Source organism: Bacteroides salyersiae WAL 10018 = DSM 18765 = JCM 12988 (assembly GCF_000381365.1).
Taxonomy (GTDB): Bacteria; Bacteroidota; Bacteroidia; order Bacteroidales; family Bacteroidaceae; genus Bacteroides; species Bacteroides salyersiae.
The window spans coordinates 1,224,115-1,243,437 of record NZ_KB905466.1; the positions used below are offsets into that span (position 1 = coordinate 1,224,115).

10 protein-coding genes are annotated in these 19,323 nt (G+C 39.4%); all 10 read right to left on the minus strand.

Annotation, left to right across the window (positions count from 1 at the left end; genetic code table 11):
- Window positions 1-5: 5 nt before the first annotated feature.
- Complete coding sequence (locus HMPREF1532_RS04745) at window positions 6-1,505, minus strand: hypothetical protein (RefSeq protein ID WP_224203843.1); 1,500 nt, start codon at window positions 1,503-1,505, stop codon at window positions 6-8.
- Window positions 1,506-1,515: 10 nt separating this feature from the next.
- Window positions 1,516-4,326 carry a T9SS type A sorting domain-containing protein gene (locus HMPREF1532_RS04750; protein ID WP_005925574.1) on the minus strand — a complete coding sequence of 937 codons (2,811 nt, stop codon included), beginning with the start codon at window positions 4,324-4,326 and terminating at the stop codon, window positions 1,516-1,518.
- Window positions 4,327-4,469: 143 nt separating this feature from the next.
- On the minus strand, window positions 4,470-5,669 hold the full coding sequence (locus HMPREF1532_RS04755; RefSeq protein ID WP_005925577.1) for a T9SS type A sorting domain-containing protein: 1,200 nt from the start codon (window positions 5,667-5,669) through the stop codon (window positions 4,470-4,472).
- Between the two features lie 100 nt (window positions 5,670-5,769).
- Complete coding sequence (locus tag HMPREF1532_RS04760; protein ID WP_227096858.1) at window positions 5,770-8,652, minus strand: pectinesterase family protein; 2,883 nt, start codon at window positions 8,650-8,652, stop codon at window positions 5,770-5,772.
- A gap of 232 nt (window positions 8,653-8,884) precedes the next feature.
- The gene (locus tag HMPREF1532_RS04765) at window positions 8,885-10,741 is read right to left on the minus strand and encodes a RagB/SusD family nutrient uptake outer membrane protein (protein ID WP_005925583.1); all 1,857 of its coding nucleotides are present in this window, start codon (window positions 10,739-10,741) and stop codon (window positions 8,885-8,887) included.
- 14 nt (window positions 10,742-10,755) lie between these two features.
- Window positions 10,756-14,094, minus strand: a complete 3,339-nt coding sequence (locus HMPREF1532_RS04770; protein ID WP_005925586.1) for a SusC/RagA family TonB-linked outer membrane protein — start codon at window positions 14,092-14,094, stop codon at window positions 10,756-10,758.
- Window positions 14,095-14,116: 22 nt separating this feature from the next.
- Complete coding sequence (locus HMPREF1532_RS04775; protein ID WP_224204013.1) at window positions 14,117-14,968, minus strand: sugar phosphate isomerase/epimerase family protein; 852 nt, start codon at window positions 14,966-14,968, stop codon at window positions 14,117-14,119.
- Between the two features lie 64 nt (window positions 14,969-15,032).
- The gene (locus tag HMPREF1532_RS04780; protein WP_005925592.1) at window positions 15,033-15,281 is read right to left on the minus strand and encodes a hypothetical protein; all 249 of its coding nucleotides are present in this window, start codon (window positions 15,279-15,281) and stop codon (window positions 15,033-15,035) included.
- Between the two features lie 121 nt (window positions 15,282-15,402).
- Window positions 15,403-15,954 carry an RNA polymerase sigma factor gene (locus HMPREF1532_RS04785; RefSeq protein ID WP_025818949.1) on the minus strand — a complete coding sequence of 184 codons (552 nt, stop codon included), beginning with the start codon at window positions 15,952-15,954 and terminating at the stop codon, window positions 15,403-15,405.
- Window positions 15,955-16,168: 214 nt separating this feature from the next.
- Complete coding sequence (locus HMPREF1532_RS04790; protein WP_005925597.1) at window positions 16,169-19,282, minus strand: DUF6298 domain-containing protein; 3,114 nt, start codon at window positions 19,280-19,282, stop codon at window positions 16,169-16,171.
- Window positions 19,283-19,323 lie beyond the last annotated feature (41 nt).

Consider the following 19,323-nt stretch of genomic DNA (forward strand, 5'->3'; position numbering starts at 1 on the left):
TTCTTTTATGGCATTACCACTTTGCTGGCAGTTCCATTGAACATAAGCAAATAAAATCCCTGTTCTAAAGTTACCCCTTCCAATATCGTTTCCGGAGATACCGTCATTATTTTAATACCGGACAAAGAGTATATTTCTACCGGCGTCACTGCACCTTCGACTTTAAGAACTCCATTTTCTGTATAAACCGAAGACTGCTGTCTCTCCGTCTCCTGAATTCCTGTTACGGTTTCCACTGTTTTTGCCAGTACAGTCATGAAATACCGGATACCATTATCGATTTCAACTTTATCTACGCCAGGACGGGCAACCACCCGCTTAGGAGCATTGAAAAGCAAAGTCACTTCCAAGTCATCATCCACCAACTGACCGGCTTCCGGTTCCGGAACAGTCATTGTTACCTGACTGCCACTACCTTCCGAAGGTGAATAATTATATGCCACATCTACCGTATAGTTACCATTTCCGTCATTTGCCTTAATAGCACCTGTTTCCGGGAAATTCCATCTGATAGATTGCGCAGGAAGCTTATCGGCATTGCAACGAAAGATCAAAGTTCCCCCTCTATTCTGACTCTTGACACGGAATTTAAACTCTTTCGTGGTATTAATCTGTACCTCCACCGGTACGGAATCATTGTAGTTCACATTCTGATCGACGGCAGTTATCTCGGGAGAAAGCCAGGTAGGTTGCCCGTATGTAAACGATAAATTGTCGAAGCAGACAACCGGATCATATTTACCCTCCTCTACGGCAGCAGAAGATCCCGTAGTATAAAGAAACAGATAAACTGTTTTATAACTCAAATCCGTAACATTCTTACCGATCAGCTTTGTCAAGTCAATCGTTTTTCTATCCCCTTTTGCACCGGATGTATAAATATTGTCGATCACAAACCATTTATCAGTATTATCGGCAGATGAAGCCTTTTCCAACGCTTCATAATCATTCACACCCAGTCCGTTACTGGTATCGATTCCTACCAACAATTTATAATTATTTGTTCCACCGCTTGTTCCGGCATCCGCTGTCACTAAATCGAATGTCACATCACTTTCCATATTACATCCTCTCAATGAGAAGACAACTGCCAACTCCACATTCTTATTGGCACTACCGGGAAGCATACCGAATGCCCTGTCCGTTCCGTCTATTCCGATTAATCCTACTATGGGTCTTTCTGTTCCATAAGCAGTAGCAATAGCCGGAACATCATTCAGAATCAATGGATTGCCGAAGCCATTCAAACTCTCGCATTTTCCCCTGCTCAAATCGACAGAGACAGACTCGCCGGTTTCCGTATAGGCTCTTGCATACAATCCTTTCACTTGTATACTTTCACCGGCATTGGCATCAGAACCGAAATCCAGTAAAAAGCGTTTAGTAGTTTCCGATACATTTTCCACCTTTGCTCCCAACTTCGAATTGTTTTCAATGGCAAACTGGGCATTGGCAGTATTTAAGAGGGCTGCCAAGACAACCCCCGTTATAATCATTCTTTTCATCTTTTAAATCTTATTTTTTGATAAACTTAACGGCAGACTGTTCATCGGCAGTTTGTACTTTCAGGATATATATCCCTGCAGGCAGATCGGATACATTTACCCTGCAAGGTACATTCACCGAAGTGGCAACCGTTTCTGTGCTTAATACTTGTCCGTAGAGTGTTGTAATCTCCATCCGGACGCTTTCCTGAACATCACTCTGAACACTCACATAGATATAATCGACAGCCGGATTCGGATAAACCGAGATTTCCTGATCATTCTTTGCAGAATGAATACCGGTAGAAACGGCTTTTTCACCCACTCTGACAGCAAATGAACGTACCATAGAAGCACCATCCTGGTCTGTCACTTTTACATCTACATTCACAATACCCTCAAAATCTTTTTCCGGAGTAACTTTCAATATGCCTTCGTCAACCGTTGCCGTAGCATTCTGAATGGCAGCTACCGTATAAACCGGAGTGGTCTTGGAATATCCCACAAAATAGGGAGCCAAATCAAACTCTGCCTCTTTATTCACTTCGACTGCAGTATGAGGTACAGCCATGTAGTTCAAATACTCTTCCAAGTTTGTATATCCATCTTCGTCGTCATCCGCATTTGCATCAGAGAAATCACCTACTGCCGATTCCGGGTTTGTTCCGAACATAATTTCCCACCAGTTAGGCAAACCATCCATATCTGTATCAAATTCACTCAGATCTACAATTTCCTCGGGATAGTCTTCCCAACCACCGGCATCATCCTGATGATCGATCAATCCCGGCTCTCCGGTTTTACTACCTTTATAAGTAGCTGTTCCATCCAAAGTTTCTTTTACAATACGTACATCATGATCATCAAACATAGGCAATGTACATCCGACGTCCGAAAGTACCGCTTTGTAGGCATCTTTTGCTGTATGAACAGTGGCAAACGATTCAAAGAAAGGTTCTGTCACAAAAGGATCATATTTCTTATCACCATTTGGCCATGAACCATCCACACAACCATTCTGAGGATTACTCAAATCTTCATACCATCCCTCTACGATATTTCCATTTGTATAGTATTTCTGTGTACCCGGATAATCATCATGCTGCAAATTCAAGGCAGTTTTTTTACCCCCATTCAATGTAGCCGGTCCCGGCTTATAATAGTTATTCACAAAATTCACTTCATGCGCACCGCCATCAGTCGTACGGCCATCCCAGTTGTAAACCACATTATTGAAAATATCCATGCGACCGGCAAAATTACCGTCACCATCCAATCCACCACCTAAACTCCAGTTACGTCCTTCATTATGAGCTAACAAATTATGATGGAAACTACCAATATCCCCACTAATCGTCGCCGCATAACCATGACGGGTTCCGGAAGGATAATTCTGGTGATCCGCTGCGTTCAATGCTTCGGCCAGCATGGTTTTTTGCAATGTCAAGTTTTGTCCGCTACGTGAAGAGAATGCCTCATCAATAGACCAACTTACCGACAGATGATCGAAAATACAATGATTAGCACCGTTCAATCCGGTTCCGTCATAAGTTTGACCGGCTCCGATACGTATACGCATAAACCGCATCACAGCATCACTGGTACCACTAAAGCCAAACGGCGCTCCCTTCAAACAAATACCTTTATTCGGAGAAGTTTGTCCCGCAACTGTAACAAAAGAGTCCGACAAGGTCAAGCGTGTCTTTAATGTAATAATACCGGAAACTCCGAAGACAATCGTACGGGCTCCCTTCTCTACGGTAACAGCATAACGCAGACTTCCCGGAATCGGGGTTTCGCCGATGGTAGGATCATAATCCTGCAAATTAGTCACATATACCACTTTACCGCCACGACCGCCACGTGCAAAACGTCCATATCCCTCAGCACCGGGGAAAGCCAATAAACGCGGGGAGAACTTCCAGATATCCCCTTTGGTTATCTCACCATTCGCTTCGACTTCATCTATACGCCAATAATAATAAAAACGGGAAGTTAAATCATTTAATGCAAAAGTAGTATGTGCCTGTTCCCCTTTATAACAAGAAGATGTCTTATCTGCCTGAGCTACAGTCAGTGAATCTGTTCCTATATAAACCTGATGCGCAACAGCATCCGGTGCCGACGTCCAACTCAAAGTATAATTACCATCTTCTGCATTCACATGGATATCCAAGTTTTCCGGAGAAGGAGATTTTGCTTGTTTAGCCAGATTAGGAACATCCAAAGCCAATCCGTTTATAATAACATTTATTGAAGGTGCCGATGACGAATAATTCGGATAGAAACGGAATTTGACCGGTTCTCCCTCCACCGCCTCAAACTCGATATAGGCTGTCGCCGCATCATAATTACTAAGTACACGCTGTGTTGGCGGTAAATTTTTGACTACTTGCTTCCCATTTACATCAATGCAAATCTCACCGAACGTCTTGTCAGTAGGTGCATCTACTTGATTATGATATGTCAATAAAGTATGCTTGCCTGCTGAAAGCCCCTCTAATGTCAATTCTATTTCTCCACCATCAAAATCACCTCCGTTGACAATCACTCCATCACTTACCAAACGAGCAAAATAAGGAGTTTGAAGACCTGCTTTATACCAATGAGATTTTAAAGACGGGCCGCTTGAATTTTCTCCATTAGCAAGTGTAAAAGTAATTCCATTGATAACCCTTGTTGTATCCACACAATCCTGAATAACCCATGAGACATATCCTGGTTCATGTACCTCTTTTTCCTGACGATCGCTTTTATTAAAGTCGATCTTAATAGGAGCCTGTTGGGCAAATACCGACAACACTCCAAAAAACAAAGTGAATAACGTAATTTTCTTTTTCATAATAACAGATTTCAATCAATTGATAGTAAAAACATAAATCATATTTATCAGTTATATTGTCTATATTCAAGACACAAATAACTAACCTTATTATAGAGGCTGTGCCAACATTTTGACACAACCTCACTTAATACACTATTTTTTTATAAAGAAAATTTAGTGTTTTTGACTATTCCATCAGAATTAATAGCCTTCAAAATGTAAATTCCTTTATCCAAGTCGGAAACACCCATCTTTTTCCCTTGTACTCTACGAATCTGTTTTCCTTCAACTGTGTAAAGTTCCATCGAACATTCTTCCGATGCACAAAGTTCCAAACCTTCTTTTCTGACATAAAAACATTCATCAGTAGTTCCATGTACACCTGTTGCTTCTTGAATCTTCTGTGCCATTTCAGCCCCTGTAAAAGCCGAATAAACCTTAATCTGATGAATACGCACCGGTTGAAGAACACCAGGTCTTGCATAATAATATTCTGGAGATCTGTCTTTCGGATCGAGATTATATTCACTTGCCCATGTAAGAGTATCACAATCAAATACACGGAAACGAACAGAAACAGGTGTTTCCGCATCTTCACCATCTACCGCATTTATTAATTCTTCAAATTCATATCCCTGTTCAGAAAATGTTGCATAAGCATTTGTTTCACTTGGTATAATACGTTGCGGCAACCACTCGGCACCTTCTCCGCCAAGCCTGATTTCACAAATAACTCCGCGTTTCCAACTTGTAGAAGAATAAGACCATTGAATTCGCTCTACACCATATAAATTGTCGAGCTGTATGTATCCGCATTTGCTATTAGCAGGTTCACCCGCAGAAGCCGCTTGTCTACTTAGTTCTATAAATCCTTGTTTGCCATAAACATTACCAACCAAACAAGTGTTATCATTTATAGTACATGCATTAGTATTACCGGAAGGGAGCATACCATTATCGTCTTTTGTAAGAGCACTGGTATAATGATCTGGAGCAAACACACAACGAACAAACTTAATATCATAATTATATCCGGAAGGTACATATTGTCCCTGTTCTTCAGCAGGATTATATAAAGGAACAGTTATATTTCCATCTCCGGTAGGAGACTTTAAAATATTCTGCTCATAATCTACATTATCGTCTTGCCCGTCTATAGCCCCTGTCCGCGGATATTTAGCTGCATCCGTTAAAGTTGCTGCATCCAAATCAATCACCTTATAATACTCAGACGAATTCCATCCAATAGCTTGATTTATAGGATAGTAAGTAAAATTGGGACACTGAGCCTTCGTAATTGCAGAAAATCCAATAATAGCTATTGCACTGCAAACCATTGATTTTGTAATAATATTTTCCATCTTATTTTTTATTAAATACATATTCTAATAGATAGACGAAACACCCATCCCGTACGTACTCACCTTTAGAGAATTACAATAACAGGATAGGTATTTATTTTTATTTTTTTAAGAATTTAGCTATTTTCGCATCACCAGCCTTTGTATAAACAGCAATAATATAGTAACCAGATTCAAGACCAGAAACAGATAATGTCTTGCCACCCTCTATTTTAACCCCCATTATCCGGGTTCCATTTATTGTATATATATAAGCACCGTCCAAATCTTCGTCACAAAGAATTTCCAGTTCCTCCGTAACAATCGTACTCGCCAACTCAAGCCGCTGATCGGCATGTTCACTTTGGATACCTACTGTAGAAAAATCATGTTTTATATTCTCGCCGACTAAGCTATTCAAATAGACTTCAAGAGCTGTGTATCCCAACTCCGTCAAACTATTACCGTCAGCAGGATCAGCCGGACTCAATCCATTCGCCAATTCCCAAGCATCATCCATACCATCTCCATCACTATCCACCACTCTATCAAAAGTATCATAAGCAAGGGGACCTTCAGCCTGCGAGGGCAAATCAATGATCCCATGATTGCCATAAGGTGCCAAACCTTCACGTACACTTTTCACTATACGTGTATCAATGAGATCACGTGGCCATGCACCGACAGCAGCAAGAACAGATTCATAAGCCTCTGCAGCCGTCTCATAATTCTTATATGTATAAGTATCCCAATCATAATGATATTTTTGATGATCATGATCACCAGAAGTCTGTATGATCGTATCTACTTTGATATCATCTATAGAATAAGAAGTACTATTTTTAAAACCTTTCCAATTATCAGCTGTCACAGCATCGTCACCTTCCATAATGTTACCACTGAAATGCCATTTGGAAGGACCTAAAGAAGTAGCACCATCGCGTTGCAAAGATTGATTAAAGAAATAATGAGTACCAGAAGGAGTAGCCGGTCCCGGCTTATAATAATTGTTAATAAAGTTTCCTTCATGTCCAAAAAATTTCCTATTCTCCGAGGTGTTTTCTCCTCCATAACAAGCCCCGCTACTACCCCAATTGTAATTTACATTATTTATATATTCCAAATAGACACTTAAGTCCTGTCCGATTGTTCCACCTCTGGAACCATTAAAGCGAGGAGAGCGCGATTGATTATTAGCTAACAAATTATGATGATAAGTAGCGGAAGAGCCTCCCCATTGACATCCATACCCACGAACACCTTTCGGATGGCCGGCATTGTATAACCCTTCATGGACGATACACCACTGAACTGTATGAAAATGATCATCAAACGTATTTATATTCTCTTCTACCGACCACCCAAATGTACAATGATCAATTATAAAATTCTCGCAATTCTCAGCTCCAAGTGAATTTTCAGCCAAAATATTTCCATTCACATCTGTCTGTCCGATACGAAAACGTATATGCCGTAAAATGAAATTGGATGAACCACCTAAATTTACCTTATTACTTGTAATACATATTCCATCTCCAGGTGCTGTCTGCCCCGCCACCGTAAAGTTGCTCTTCTTTACTTTCAATGGGGCAACCAACTCTATACGTCCGGATACAGCAAAAACAATCGTAAAATCACTTTTATACTGATTGAATGCCCAACGGAGAGACCCTTCGATAGAACCTTCGGCATCGTCTTCAAGATTAGTTACCGTCACAACTTTACCTCCACGCCCCCCTGTAGCCAATTTACCAAATCCTTCAGCTGTGGGAAATGCTTTTAATATTTGCTTATCCGTATTTTCAACTCTTACTGCTTGACTCAAAGCACCATGTTCTGCAATACTCTTTATACTATAACGACCGGTCAGGTCATCCACAGAATAAGTTGTTGCAGTAGTAGCAGCCATAAACTTCCCATTTTTCAAAATAACATAACCTATCGCCCCTTTCACCGACATCCATGTCAATTGCTTCCCAGATTGCTCAGCATACTGGGGGGACTGAACTTTTTCACATAAGGCAACAGGATCATAAGGTACCCTACTATTTGCTTTGTCAAAAACATATGCAGGCGTAAACATCTCTGCGTCTTCCTGCGCTAACTGAAAGCTCCAATCGATCCGCCCACTTACATCCAGCATATTACCCGACAAATCGCAACTTCCATATTCTGCAAAACATGCACTTTTTTCATTACCGTTCCATTCTGTCCAACCTTGCGGTTTTATATGTTTCCCCATCTTACAATTAAGATAATATACACCGGAATATTCTTTCCAAGGACGTCCCAAATAATATGTATCGACAGCTACATCAGGATCAGCCGTAATATCACAATCACGGAATATATAAGTTACCCGTAAAACTCGTCCGGTAGCATTCTCCGTTTTTCTCAAAAAGAAAGCACACTCCGCAGGAGCTGTAACATAACCTCCTCCTTTCACACAGTTGACCGTACAATTATCGTAGTACATGAGACCATCACCAAAAATAAAATCAGTAGCCCCCTGTATGAAACAATCTTTAAAGTAAGCACGTGCCCCGCTATTCGTCCTTTGTGTATCTTGGTAACCCAGGAAACGGCAATTTTTATAAGTCTGACGATCAGAAGCGACATAATGTGCTTCGGCCTGCCCCACATTTCCCGAAGAATTTTCAATAGTAAGTCCTTCTACATACATATCTTCGCCATAAAACTGGCAAGTAGTAATATCCCTAAAATCCGTGAAATCGCTACCAGCCCCACGGTCACGGTCAAAAGTAATCAGAACACCTTCTGCACTCTCTCCAATCAAGCTGATTATTTTTCCTTTAGGAACGTTAACCATTTCTTTATAGGTACCGTTTTTAATAAAAATAATACTACGTTGTTCTCCCTCTTTACAAGCATCGACTGCCGCTTGAACAGTAGTAAAATCACCGGAATTGTCAGTTGCAACTACGTAAGTAAACGGTTGCTCCTGTGCAGCAAGATTAGTCCAACAAAAGACAAATGCTACCATAAATGATAAAAAGTAATTTTTTGTGTGCATCGTAACAAAGATTAATCTATTTTCTTTTTTTAATATATAAAGAAAGACGCTCGTTAAGGAAAGATGTACTCAATCATGTACCAAAAGAATTCTAAAAAGAAAAAGGAGAGTTATCCTTTATTGCCAGATACTCTCCTATTTCCTAATTAATCTATAAAAAAACTATGACATGCTCAAAGTATACTCATTCATTATCACCTATTTATTCAAACGGATTAAAACAACCTTTTTCCACATCATATGACCACCCCATTGTCTGTAGGACAGCCGGACTACGAGTTAAAATACCATCGGGAATATCAAAGAAATTATAGTTTCCAGTAGTCGTATTCTTCAACTCTTCTTCGGTGGATACACATTTATATTCTATGGGAGAGGCCATCGGTCCGGCTGATGTCTGCGAAGCCCTCATATTTTCACTTACTTCATCCATGGTCATACCATCACGCTTGCTGGCAAATACAGCAGCATTGACTCCAAGCTTAAGTTGATAATTAACTCCCCATGAACCTTTCTTTTCTCCATTCAATTTAGTGGTTACCATCCCCAAATCCTCCGTAAACATATTGCGGCGACGTAAATCATAAAAACGACGTCCTTCAAAAGCCTGCTCTATAAACCGTTCATTCATCACAAGCTCAATCAGACTCAAGCTGGAAGCAGTTTTCAAACCATAATAATTATCACCTTCCGGAATTCCTGCACGTTTACGAAGTGCTCCCAAACACTCATACATTTTATCATTATCGCCAACTTCCAATGCTGCCTCGGCTAAATTCAGCAAGACTTCTGCGTAACGGATTTCAATCCAGTTTGTAGAGGTTTTAGAAAGATATTTTGTGGAAGGATCTAACATTTTACGACAATAATATCCGGTATTAGTCGCTGCCGAAGTTCCGGATTGATCCCCATTTTTATAAGTCCATTGCCGGAAAGAAGTATTTCCTTGATAAGGAAAATAACAACCGTTATAAACAATCGTAGAATAAAAACGAGGATCGCGATCTTTCCAAAAATAAACATCACCGACTGCTTTTTCGTAAGGGGTACCATCAGAATTAGGAAATGCCATTACTAATTTTACGGAAGGCAAATTAGAAGGACGGGATTTAGTATTACCTGTCTGTGAACCCGGACGTATACTATTCTCATATCCGTGACTATTATTTTCGCTATCATATATACGTACAAATAAAGCCTCGGTATTTTTTATGCCTCTTTCCAAGAATATTTTGTTTATATCTGTCACAGCAGGCCATTGTTCAGTAACTTCCGTTTTGCAATCCATCAACCCATATCCATCTTCCGTACAAATATCAACAGCTCTCAGATTTACATCATAAGCCGTCTTCCAACGGGCTCTCGCTTCTGCACTTTCCTGATCGGGAGTAAATTGAGGACTTGCATAATAAACCATTATACGTCCCAACAAAGCAGCAGCCGTAGCTCGTGTTACACGTCCCCATTCTGCTTCACTCCAAGAAGAAGGAAGCATGTCAATAGCATGATTCAAATCTTCTTGTAAATACTTTATACAATCAGACGTTTTATCACGTTTCGCATTTTTAAGATCATCTTCGCTGGTATATCCCACTACTTTTTTCATATAAGGCACTCCACCATGCATCAGCATCATTTTCCAATGCTGCCAAGCACGAAAAAAATACAATTGACCTGCTACACGATTGAATTCAGCTTCCGACATAGTAGAACTTTCCAACTCTTCAAAAGCAATATTAATATAACGAACAGCTGCATAAGTACTGGCAGAAAAAGCTCCTACTTGTCCAAAATCCATTGACCCCTCCATTAAAGAATTGAGGTCACCGCCTATTTCATCAGAACAAGCAGACGGACTAATACTACCATATACGTTATCTCCACCAAAAGATGGAAGGCACATTGTATATATATTGTTTACGTATAACATTGCAGATTGTTCGCTATCCCAAATAGCTGAATTAATAGCTGACTCGTCTTTTACATCCAGAAAATCACTACAGCCACTTATTAATGACATCAAGCAAAGTACTCCGATTATTTTTTTATTCAATTTCATAGTTCTTCTCTTAATTAGATTCCAATATTTATACCAAAGTTAAATGTCCGTATTTGAGGATAATCACTCCAGAAACCTACATAAGCGTCTTTGTATGGGTATGGATTAATGATAGTCCACAAATTATTGGCTGTAAAGAAGATACGACATGAAGCAATCCCCATATGGGAAAGCCACTTTCCCGGAACTGAATAAGATGCATTTAAAGTACGCAAACGCAATACATGTCCATTTCGCATCCAAAAGTCTGAACGTTCTCCCCTTAATGAATTACTATCCAAACGAGGATATCTCGCATTAGGATTTACAAGCGATCCGTCTTCATTGGAAATCGCATAATTCCCATACCATTCAGATAACTGATTGGAACTTTCAGACAGAAAAGCACCTGTACGTTTACCCCCCGAAGCTGTTGTATAAAAACCTTTATCGAATATCACATCATTTCCAAATTGTCCGTTGAACAAGGCAGAAACCGTTAAATTCTTCCAACTAAATCCCAAATTTAAACTATAACTATAAGGAGGATTATCATATTTACTTATAATACAATTATCTCCAGCCGAATTGATTATTCCGTCAGGCACTTGGTTTCCTGCTGTAGTTCCACGATCTTCATACATTAACATACCTGGTCTCAGTTGTTCCCAAGTTAAACCTAACACCCTAATACTCTCTTTACTTCCATCAGCTGTATGCGATGCCAAATATGAAATATAATCTTCAATATCTTGCCAAGAACGAGCCATTCCGTCACCTTTACCATCATTACCACGCCATACTTTATAACCAACCTCGCCACCACGTACACGTCCTTCTTCATCCTGCCAAGTTCCTACAATACCCGGATTTTGGTATTTCTTAATCACTTTACTCATAGCATATGAAAAATTAGCTTTTCCATTTATCGACCAGTCACTATTTATTTTTTTATGATATCCTAAACCAAATTCAAATCCCCAAGCATTCTGAATTCCATAATTCAATTTTGGAGTTGACTCAGTTACGCCCGCCGATTGAGGAAAAGTACTTTTTGCATCATCTAAAATATCGAATGTGTGTTTATAAAAGCCATCAACGTCAAATGAAAGTCCATTAGTCAGATTTAGATCAATGCCGACGTTATAATTATCTGTCTTTTCCCACGAAGAATTTAAAGCGACTAATCCACTCAGATTAGGTTTCAGCGCAGTCATCTGAGTAGCGCTGCTACCCAATAAAAGTATATTTGAACTAAACGCATAAGACTGTCTCCATTGCCCAAGAACAGCTTTATCATTTCCTAAACGACCATAACTCGCACGAAGTTTCAAATTATCAACTCCGCGTACATTATCTCTGAACCATTTCTCTTCTGAAATCCTCCAGCTACCAGACAATGAATAAAACAGCCCCCAACGATAATCGGGTGCAAAATTATTGGAAGCTTCGTAACGGATAGTACCTTCAAACAAATAGCGATCTGCCCAAGAATAATTTAAACGAGCAATATGAGACATACGCCGACTGATATTACCTTTACCAGATGATCCTGTTATGGCATCTTTACTGAATCCTTGAATATTTTCTACATTATCCACCAACATCTGTTTCGCTGTTAGACTTAGTGCATTACTGCCGCTTTCTGCCACCTCATACACGTACATCGCCGAAATATCATGTTCATTCAATTTTATATGATAATTCAATTGAGGGTTAATTTGATAAGAATATCCGAAATCCGCCCCATCATAATAAGAATTCCCATTTAACAATTGCTGGCTTCCCGTTAATGTATTCGACATTAATCGTCCATCATAAGTCGTATCTCCATCCGAATAGCTCACAGGAGCAAAAGTGTATACAGTATAAGGCTTATACAAACTTTTTCCATTGGATGAAGTACGGCTATAATTCATAGCCAAACTGGCCGAAAGTCCTTTTATCCATTTGATATTATAATCCAACTTAGCACTCAATGCCATATCATCACTCCGGTTTTTACGGTAAGAGCCACTGTCAAATATGGCTAAAGGATGCGTATCACTTTCTGTCATTCCATAATCAACCGGCATTCCGTCAATATAAGCCGGAATCCAACGAGACGTACGGTTAAGATCGTTGAATGTACCATACATAAGAGCAGGTTCTGAGTCCTTATTATTCAACGGCATATTAGTTGACTTAGTTGCATAGCTCATATTAAATGAAGCTTTCAAATCCTTTGTAAAACTTACATCCAACCCCATGCGCGTACTAAAACGGTCCACATCCAAATTTGAAAAATTACCGTCGCTATACATATAAGCCCCACCAATAAAATAACGAACTTTCTCGGTTCCGCCACTGACATTCAAAACATGCCGAGTATTAATCGCTGTTTTCCAAGCCTCATCCAACCAATTATAATCTACATTCTTCATGTCATTTAACTCTTGCTCAGAGAAAAATGTATATGTACTTTCACTCCCGCTACGTTGTTCTTCACGCCACATATCATTCAAAGCCGTAGCCTGTTGGTAAGCTGTCATCATATCGGGCATATGAACTCCCTGTGAAAATCCAACCGAACCGGAATAATTAACCGATACTTTCCCTTCTTTTCCTTTTTTCGTTGTAACCAATATAACACCACCAGCACCACGCACTCCATATACAGCAGCAGCCGCGTCCTTTAACACAGAAATATTATCAATTTCTGATGGATCAAGCATATTAAAATAGGTATCATCACGAATAAATCCATCAATTACATATAAAGGAGGTTCGGAATTCCATGAACCACTGGTACGAATCTTAATAGAAGCATTTGCCAACGGATTACCAGTAGACTCACTTACCGATACACCGGGCATTGTACCCATTAATACGGCTGATAAATTAGTGGCAGGAATATCTTTCAAATCATCCATCTTCACACTCGACACCGCTCCCGTCAAATTAGCACGTTTCACAGTTCCATAACCTACAACTACAACTTCATCCAACAACTCGGCATCCTCTTTCAACACAACCTTCAATGGAGTACCGGGTTTTACTGTTATAACCTGCGTCTGATATCCCACAAAAGAGATTACAAGTTTTGCACCGGCAGGCACCAATAATGAAAAATTTCCGTCTAAATCAGTTATGGTACCAGTTGTTCCTCCATCTACTTTCACACTGGCACCAATTACCGGTTCTCCATTTATATCTACAACTGTACCTTTTACAGTACTCTGCTGATCCACTGCTTGAGTTATCGCAACATCATCCGCAGCCTTAGCAGTTGTCGGAGACAGGATTAACCACGAGCACAAAATCATAGCAGCACAAAGTGGTTTACACAAACCAATATCCTGCATAAACCTGTTTTTGCTTCTTTTCTGACTCATAGAATAAAAATTTAAAGCATATTTATTTTTGAAATATTTTTTTTAGATACTCTATATTCTCACTAAAGTTCTTTTTCACATTGCGGATATCCTCTTTATTGCGGGAACGTTCTACTACCAACCAACCGCTCCATCCCATCTTATCCAATACCTTTCTGACCTTTTGCATATCCAAACGATCATTATACGGTAAGGTCACACCATCTGTGTCGGTACAATGAATCTGGCAAATTCTCTCTTTTCCCAGAATACGTAACTCTTTACAGAGATCTCTTCCATTCTCAAGAGAGTTCTGAAATTTAAAATAGATTTTTATTCCCGGTGAGTCTATCTCATTCAATAATCGAACCTCTTCTCTGGCATTCAAAGAGGTTTCTATTCCGATAACTTTTCCCATTTCTACTGCCATATCACCCACAACCTTTAATCTTTGAACCAATTCCGGACGAATTTCCGGATTTTTCTGTAAATCACATCCTGTGCCCAAGGGTAAAAAAGCAATCGGAACATTCATCACTTTCATTGTATTCAAACAATCTTGCACCAATGCTTTATAATCGGAGCGTAAAAGAAAAGACTGCCCGTAAAATCCTGACATAGCAATAGAAGATATTTGAATATCAAATTCTCTGGCTTTCGCTTTAAACAGTTTCTGAAAATACTCCTCACGCAATTTATTGTCAAAAGAATCCCGTTTTCCTAAACTTCCCATATCCAGCTCCAATCCGTCACTACCCAGCTCTTTCGCCAACTGAAATGCCCCGATTTTCTGCCGTTTCAGAATCATCCAATCGCAAACCGCTATTCTATAACGTTGATCGATATCACCTACTTGCATCCGTACACTACTGGTTGCCGATGCACTTATTACCATATATAGTAACCAAATACAGAGTATCCATTTACGATTGTTTTTCATTTTTATCAAGTTAGAAAATTTAAGTATTAGACTCTGTTTTTATCGTTTCATTGATTTTCCTCTTTATTTCGTCAACCTCCAAAACCGAAAGTTGCGGTTCAATATCCGAAGAAGGTAATAATATGCCCTTTACCTTATCCGAAACATCTTGTAAAGTCATGTCTTCACATCCCGATACATCGCTTCCGATCAGCACATCCGTAACTACCTCTACGAAATAACCTACAAATTCTTCGTCTTTGAAATAATCTTCCGCCTTGTCCAGCATCCTAACATTTTATTGATTATATACACAAGACGAAATCCACTCTTCTATGTACTCAGTTTTATAAAAAAATAGAATCTCTATTTTTAAAACTTACAAACCGCCTATATAAGAAAGTATCTGCTTAACCTGCAATTGTTTTTAATTTGGATAACCCACGATGCATCAAATTACGAACAGACTGATAATTCATATTCATGATTTGACATATATCCTCGTATTTTCTTTCTTCAATATAATACAAAATAAGAGCTTCACGCTGACGGGGAGATAACTGAGCCAACAAATGCTTTACTAATTTATTATTCACATGTTCACGTTCACGTTCCAAATAGTTGTTTTCTACATCTTCACAAGACACTGGATTCAATTCTTCTACCTTTGCATCAGAAACATACAAACGTTTACGCACTTCATCACATAGTCTATTCCGTAAAGAAATAAACAGGTAAGACTTGAAATTCTCCACATGCTTCAACTCCTCCTTCTTAGTGTACATCTTGACAAATACATCATGAATACAATCTTTCAGTAATTCTCTGTCTGTGGTTAGTTTACAACCATAACTAAAAAGAAGATTAACGTTAAGATCATACAACTTAGAGAAAGCAGTTGCATCCCCTTCCTCAAAAGCCAACAACAAAGTAATCATTTCCTGATCATCTCTCTTTTGCATTACTGTAATATTATCATTCTGTCTCATCATAGTATTACTATTTTGTTTTTGATTCATTCTTCAGACTCCGCAAAACTACCGTATAGGGAACAAATCGACTGGGAATATTTGATTATTGAACTGAAAATGCAGATACCATGCCCTACAACATATTTACCGATTAATACCTGTATAAAAAAAATCCTGCTACTCATAAAAGCAGCAGGAATATCAATTATTTCAATTTATGAATCCAGTAAACACCCTCTTTCCCTTCAGGTATCTTCAAAACATACAACCCACTGATTTTAAAAGATTTATTCAAAACTTCCACCGTACCAGAAGAGGGATCTATGTATTTCAAACTGTATTTTCCATCATCAACAAAGACAGAAATCTCTCCTGGAGATTGAGAATAAACGATAGCACCCGTATCAGATTTTACCAGTTTTTTATAAGTATCCGTATCAGTTTTTTCCACTTTCATCTTAGCAACATCGGATAAAAAGGTCTCATCATGTACAAAAATTGACGGACATGACCCTCCGGCCATCAACACAGCCCAAGCCATAGCCGGATAATTCTGAGCATAATAAGTAACAGCTTTATCAGGATATTTGGTACGGTATTCCTCTACTGCTTTATAAGCTTCGGAAAAAGTTATTTTTCCTGCTTTCATCTTACGCATATGCTGACGGGGAGCCATGTTTTTGCCACCGCCCGGAGCATAAATACCATCAGTTTTATAATGCCAGTAACGTATATCGATAATATCGACTACAGAGGCTCGTTTTGCATCAGTTAATATAGCATCCTGCACGTCTTTAGTAGTACTTAATGCAACTAAGGCATGCTTTCCCGTTTCCTTTTCCCATGCTGCTATTTCATCCAACCAAAACTGAACAAAATGAAGAGGTCCGGTAAACTCCGCACTAATCAATTGTACCACATTGCTGCAATCTGCAAAATTATCCAAACATTTACGTATATACTGCCGATGCAATTCCCTTCTCACCGGATGATTTATATCATAAAACATCTCTGCCATAAAAATACGTTTGTCACCGGCAAAAGGTACGGGTTCCGGAAAATCAGTACGGTTAATATTGTTCGCAGTGCGCCATGGACAATCCACCCAATGTGCACCTGCCTCTAAAATATTGTGTTGGAAATAGTTTTCATGAAACAACAGCAGGCCTTCTTGTTCCGCTTTACCTGCAAACTCTTTCAAGCGCGCCCAATACCAAGCATTAGGTTGAGTTAAATCGTACTTACTCAATCCTTCCCAAGCTGTTCCCTGTCCACTGCGTTTGAACGGTTGCTCATAAAAGGGTCCCCAAACATCGCCGTTCAAGCGTCGAACACGTTCATGGTCGTCCCGACGCCGGTCATACCACAAACCATAATTATGATCAATCACCAGATAATTATTCACTTTCATATAGTTGATGACCGAATCAATACGATCAGTCACCCCTAAACCTTCACGTCCGGGAACAAAGCGAGTTATGTGTGGAAGAGATTTTGCTAAATAGCTGGTTCTGAGTTTTCCACTCCACCAAGGAACATCCAGTTTTTTGCCCACAAGTAATTCCCCCCCCATAACTAAACGGCCGTCAATAATCGATACCCGCTTTAATTCACGATTCAAGATATTATTTTTCTCCTCCGGATCAGTTATTTTTAATTCATCTATATTTTTTACCTGTACCACAGATATTAACTGTTCATCTACAGAAGCTTGTTCGATCCAATGCCTTAATGTCAATTTAGGAATGAAAGCCTTTTGTGCCAACTCCATAGCCAATTCTACAGTCGGGCTACTGGTCGCCTCCAATTCTTTAGGAAGGATTCTGGCACGAAGGGAACAATCTTTATTTAAACGTTCGTTTAACTGTGCATAAAAAAGGCTTCGGGGTTCTATATGATTGTTTGATTCAGCCCATTCACCGTCACCGGAAAATTGTGCCCAGCACCCATATGCTCTGTTTTTTGCATCTTCAGCAGGAGAAAAACATTCTATCCCGGCAGCTGTACATTGCCAGAACGTACTATTGGCCGTATTCCAACCGGCACCATTTTTATCCTGTCCCAGATTTTTGTACGACAAGTTATGACCGTCAATATTCACTATATCGAATAACAGTCCACATGCCCACGAATCGATAGAACCGCTAAAACCGAAAGACTCATAAGACTCGCATTGCACAAAGGCATTAGGTCCGGCTGCACAATATCCTGCCGAGAAATCATGTATTCCATGCTCAGAATAGCAACGCTGAAATAAGTTCAACTGACCCATTGTTAAAAATGTACATCTACGCATACCTCCTATTTCCGATACAGGTTGAGTAGAAATACAATCTTCCACTGTTATTTTAGATGAAGTAGGTTGCAAGATAACCGCACTCCCGGAAAAATGTCTGAAAAAGAGCTTTCTAATCCAACAGTTTTCTGCATTTTCTACAGAAATACCTGTCCAACAATGATCTTCATCCTTCGGATATCTTTTATCATAATCTGAAATTAAGGTCATATTCTCAACTCCAACGTTCTCTATACGGCCTTTCCAAGTATAAGAAACCAACTTTGAATGAGCATATCGACTATCTAATGCCATACTAAGTGGAGAATCTATTTCTATTTTTCCATCAATCACTCCAGTAACCGTTCTATCCCACCAGATGTCGATATCACCCGGTTTCCAACCGAGTGCACTGATCCCACCACCATACTCGGTACAAGCTACCGAAGCGATCCACTCTTTGGTAGAAGGGCGTACAATCAGTACTCTATCATCTTTTTTCAAAAGAGAACACCCGGAATTTACTTCCAACCATCGGTTATTCACTGGTACATAAGCGGACGAAATGTCAATTGTATCTACAAATGTCCGGTCATCGATCCCTTCTATATAAAGTAATGCTCCTCTATCTACCCCTTTTTTCAGTAAAACGGTTTCACGGGAATCCATTCCACGCAAAACGACTCCAGAAGTATGTAAATACAAATCATTCTCTAAAACAAACGTTCCCTTATCCAGTAATACAGCTCCTCTAAAACCTTCGACATCCGGCTTCAATGAAGATGCATAATCAATGGCCTTTTGGATTCGCAAAGAATTATCTCCCTCTTTCCAAGGAACAAAAACAACATTTTTCACTACAGGAATGTCTTGCCCGGAACTTTTATATCCGCAATAAGAGTAATCCAAAACTCTGTTCCCTCGCTCATCTATCAAATAATTAACTTTTCCATCTTTGATTTGCAAAGATGGATGTTGCGCAACTAACGATCCAAAGCAAATAAAGCCCAGCATCGTCAGGAATATTCTCTTGAAATTCTTCATTGGTTATAATTTGGTTTATACCCAAAAGACGATTAACAAAA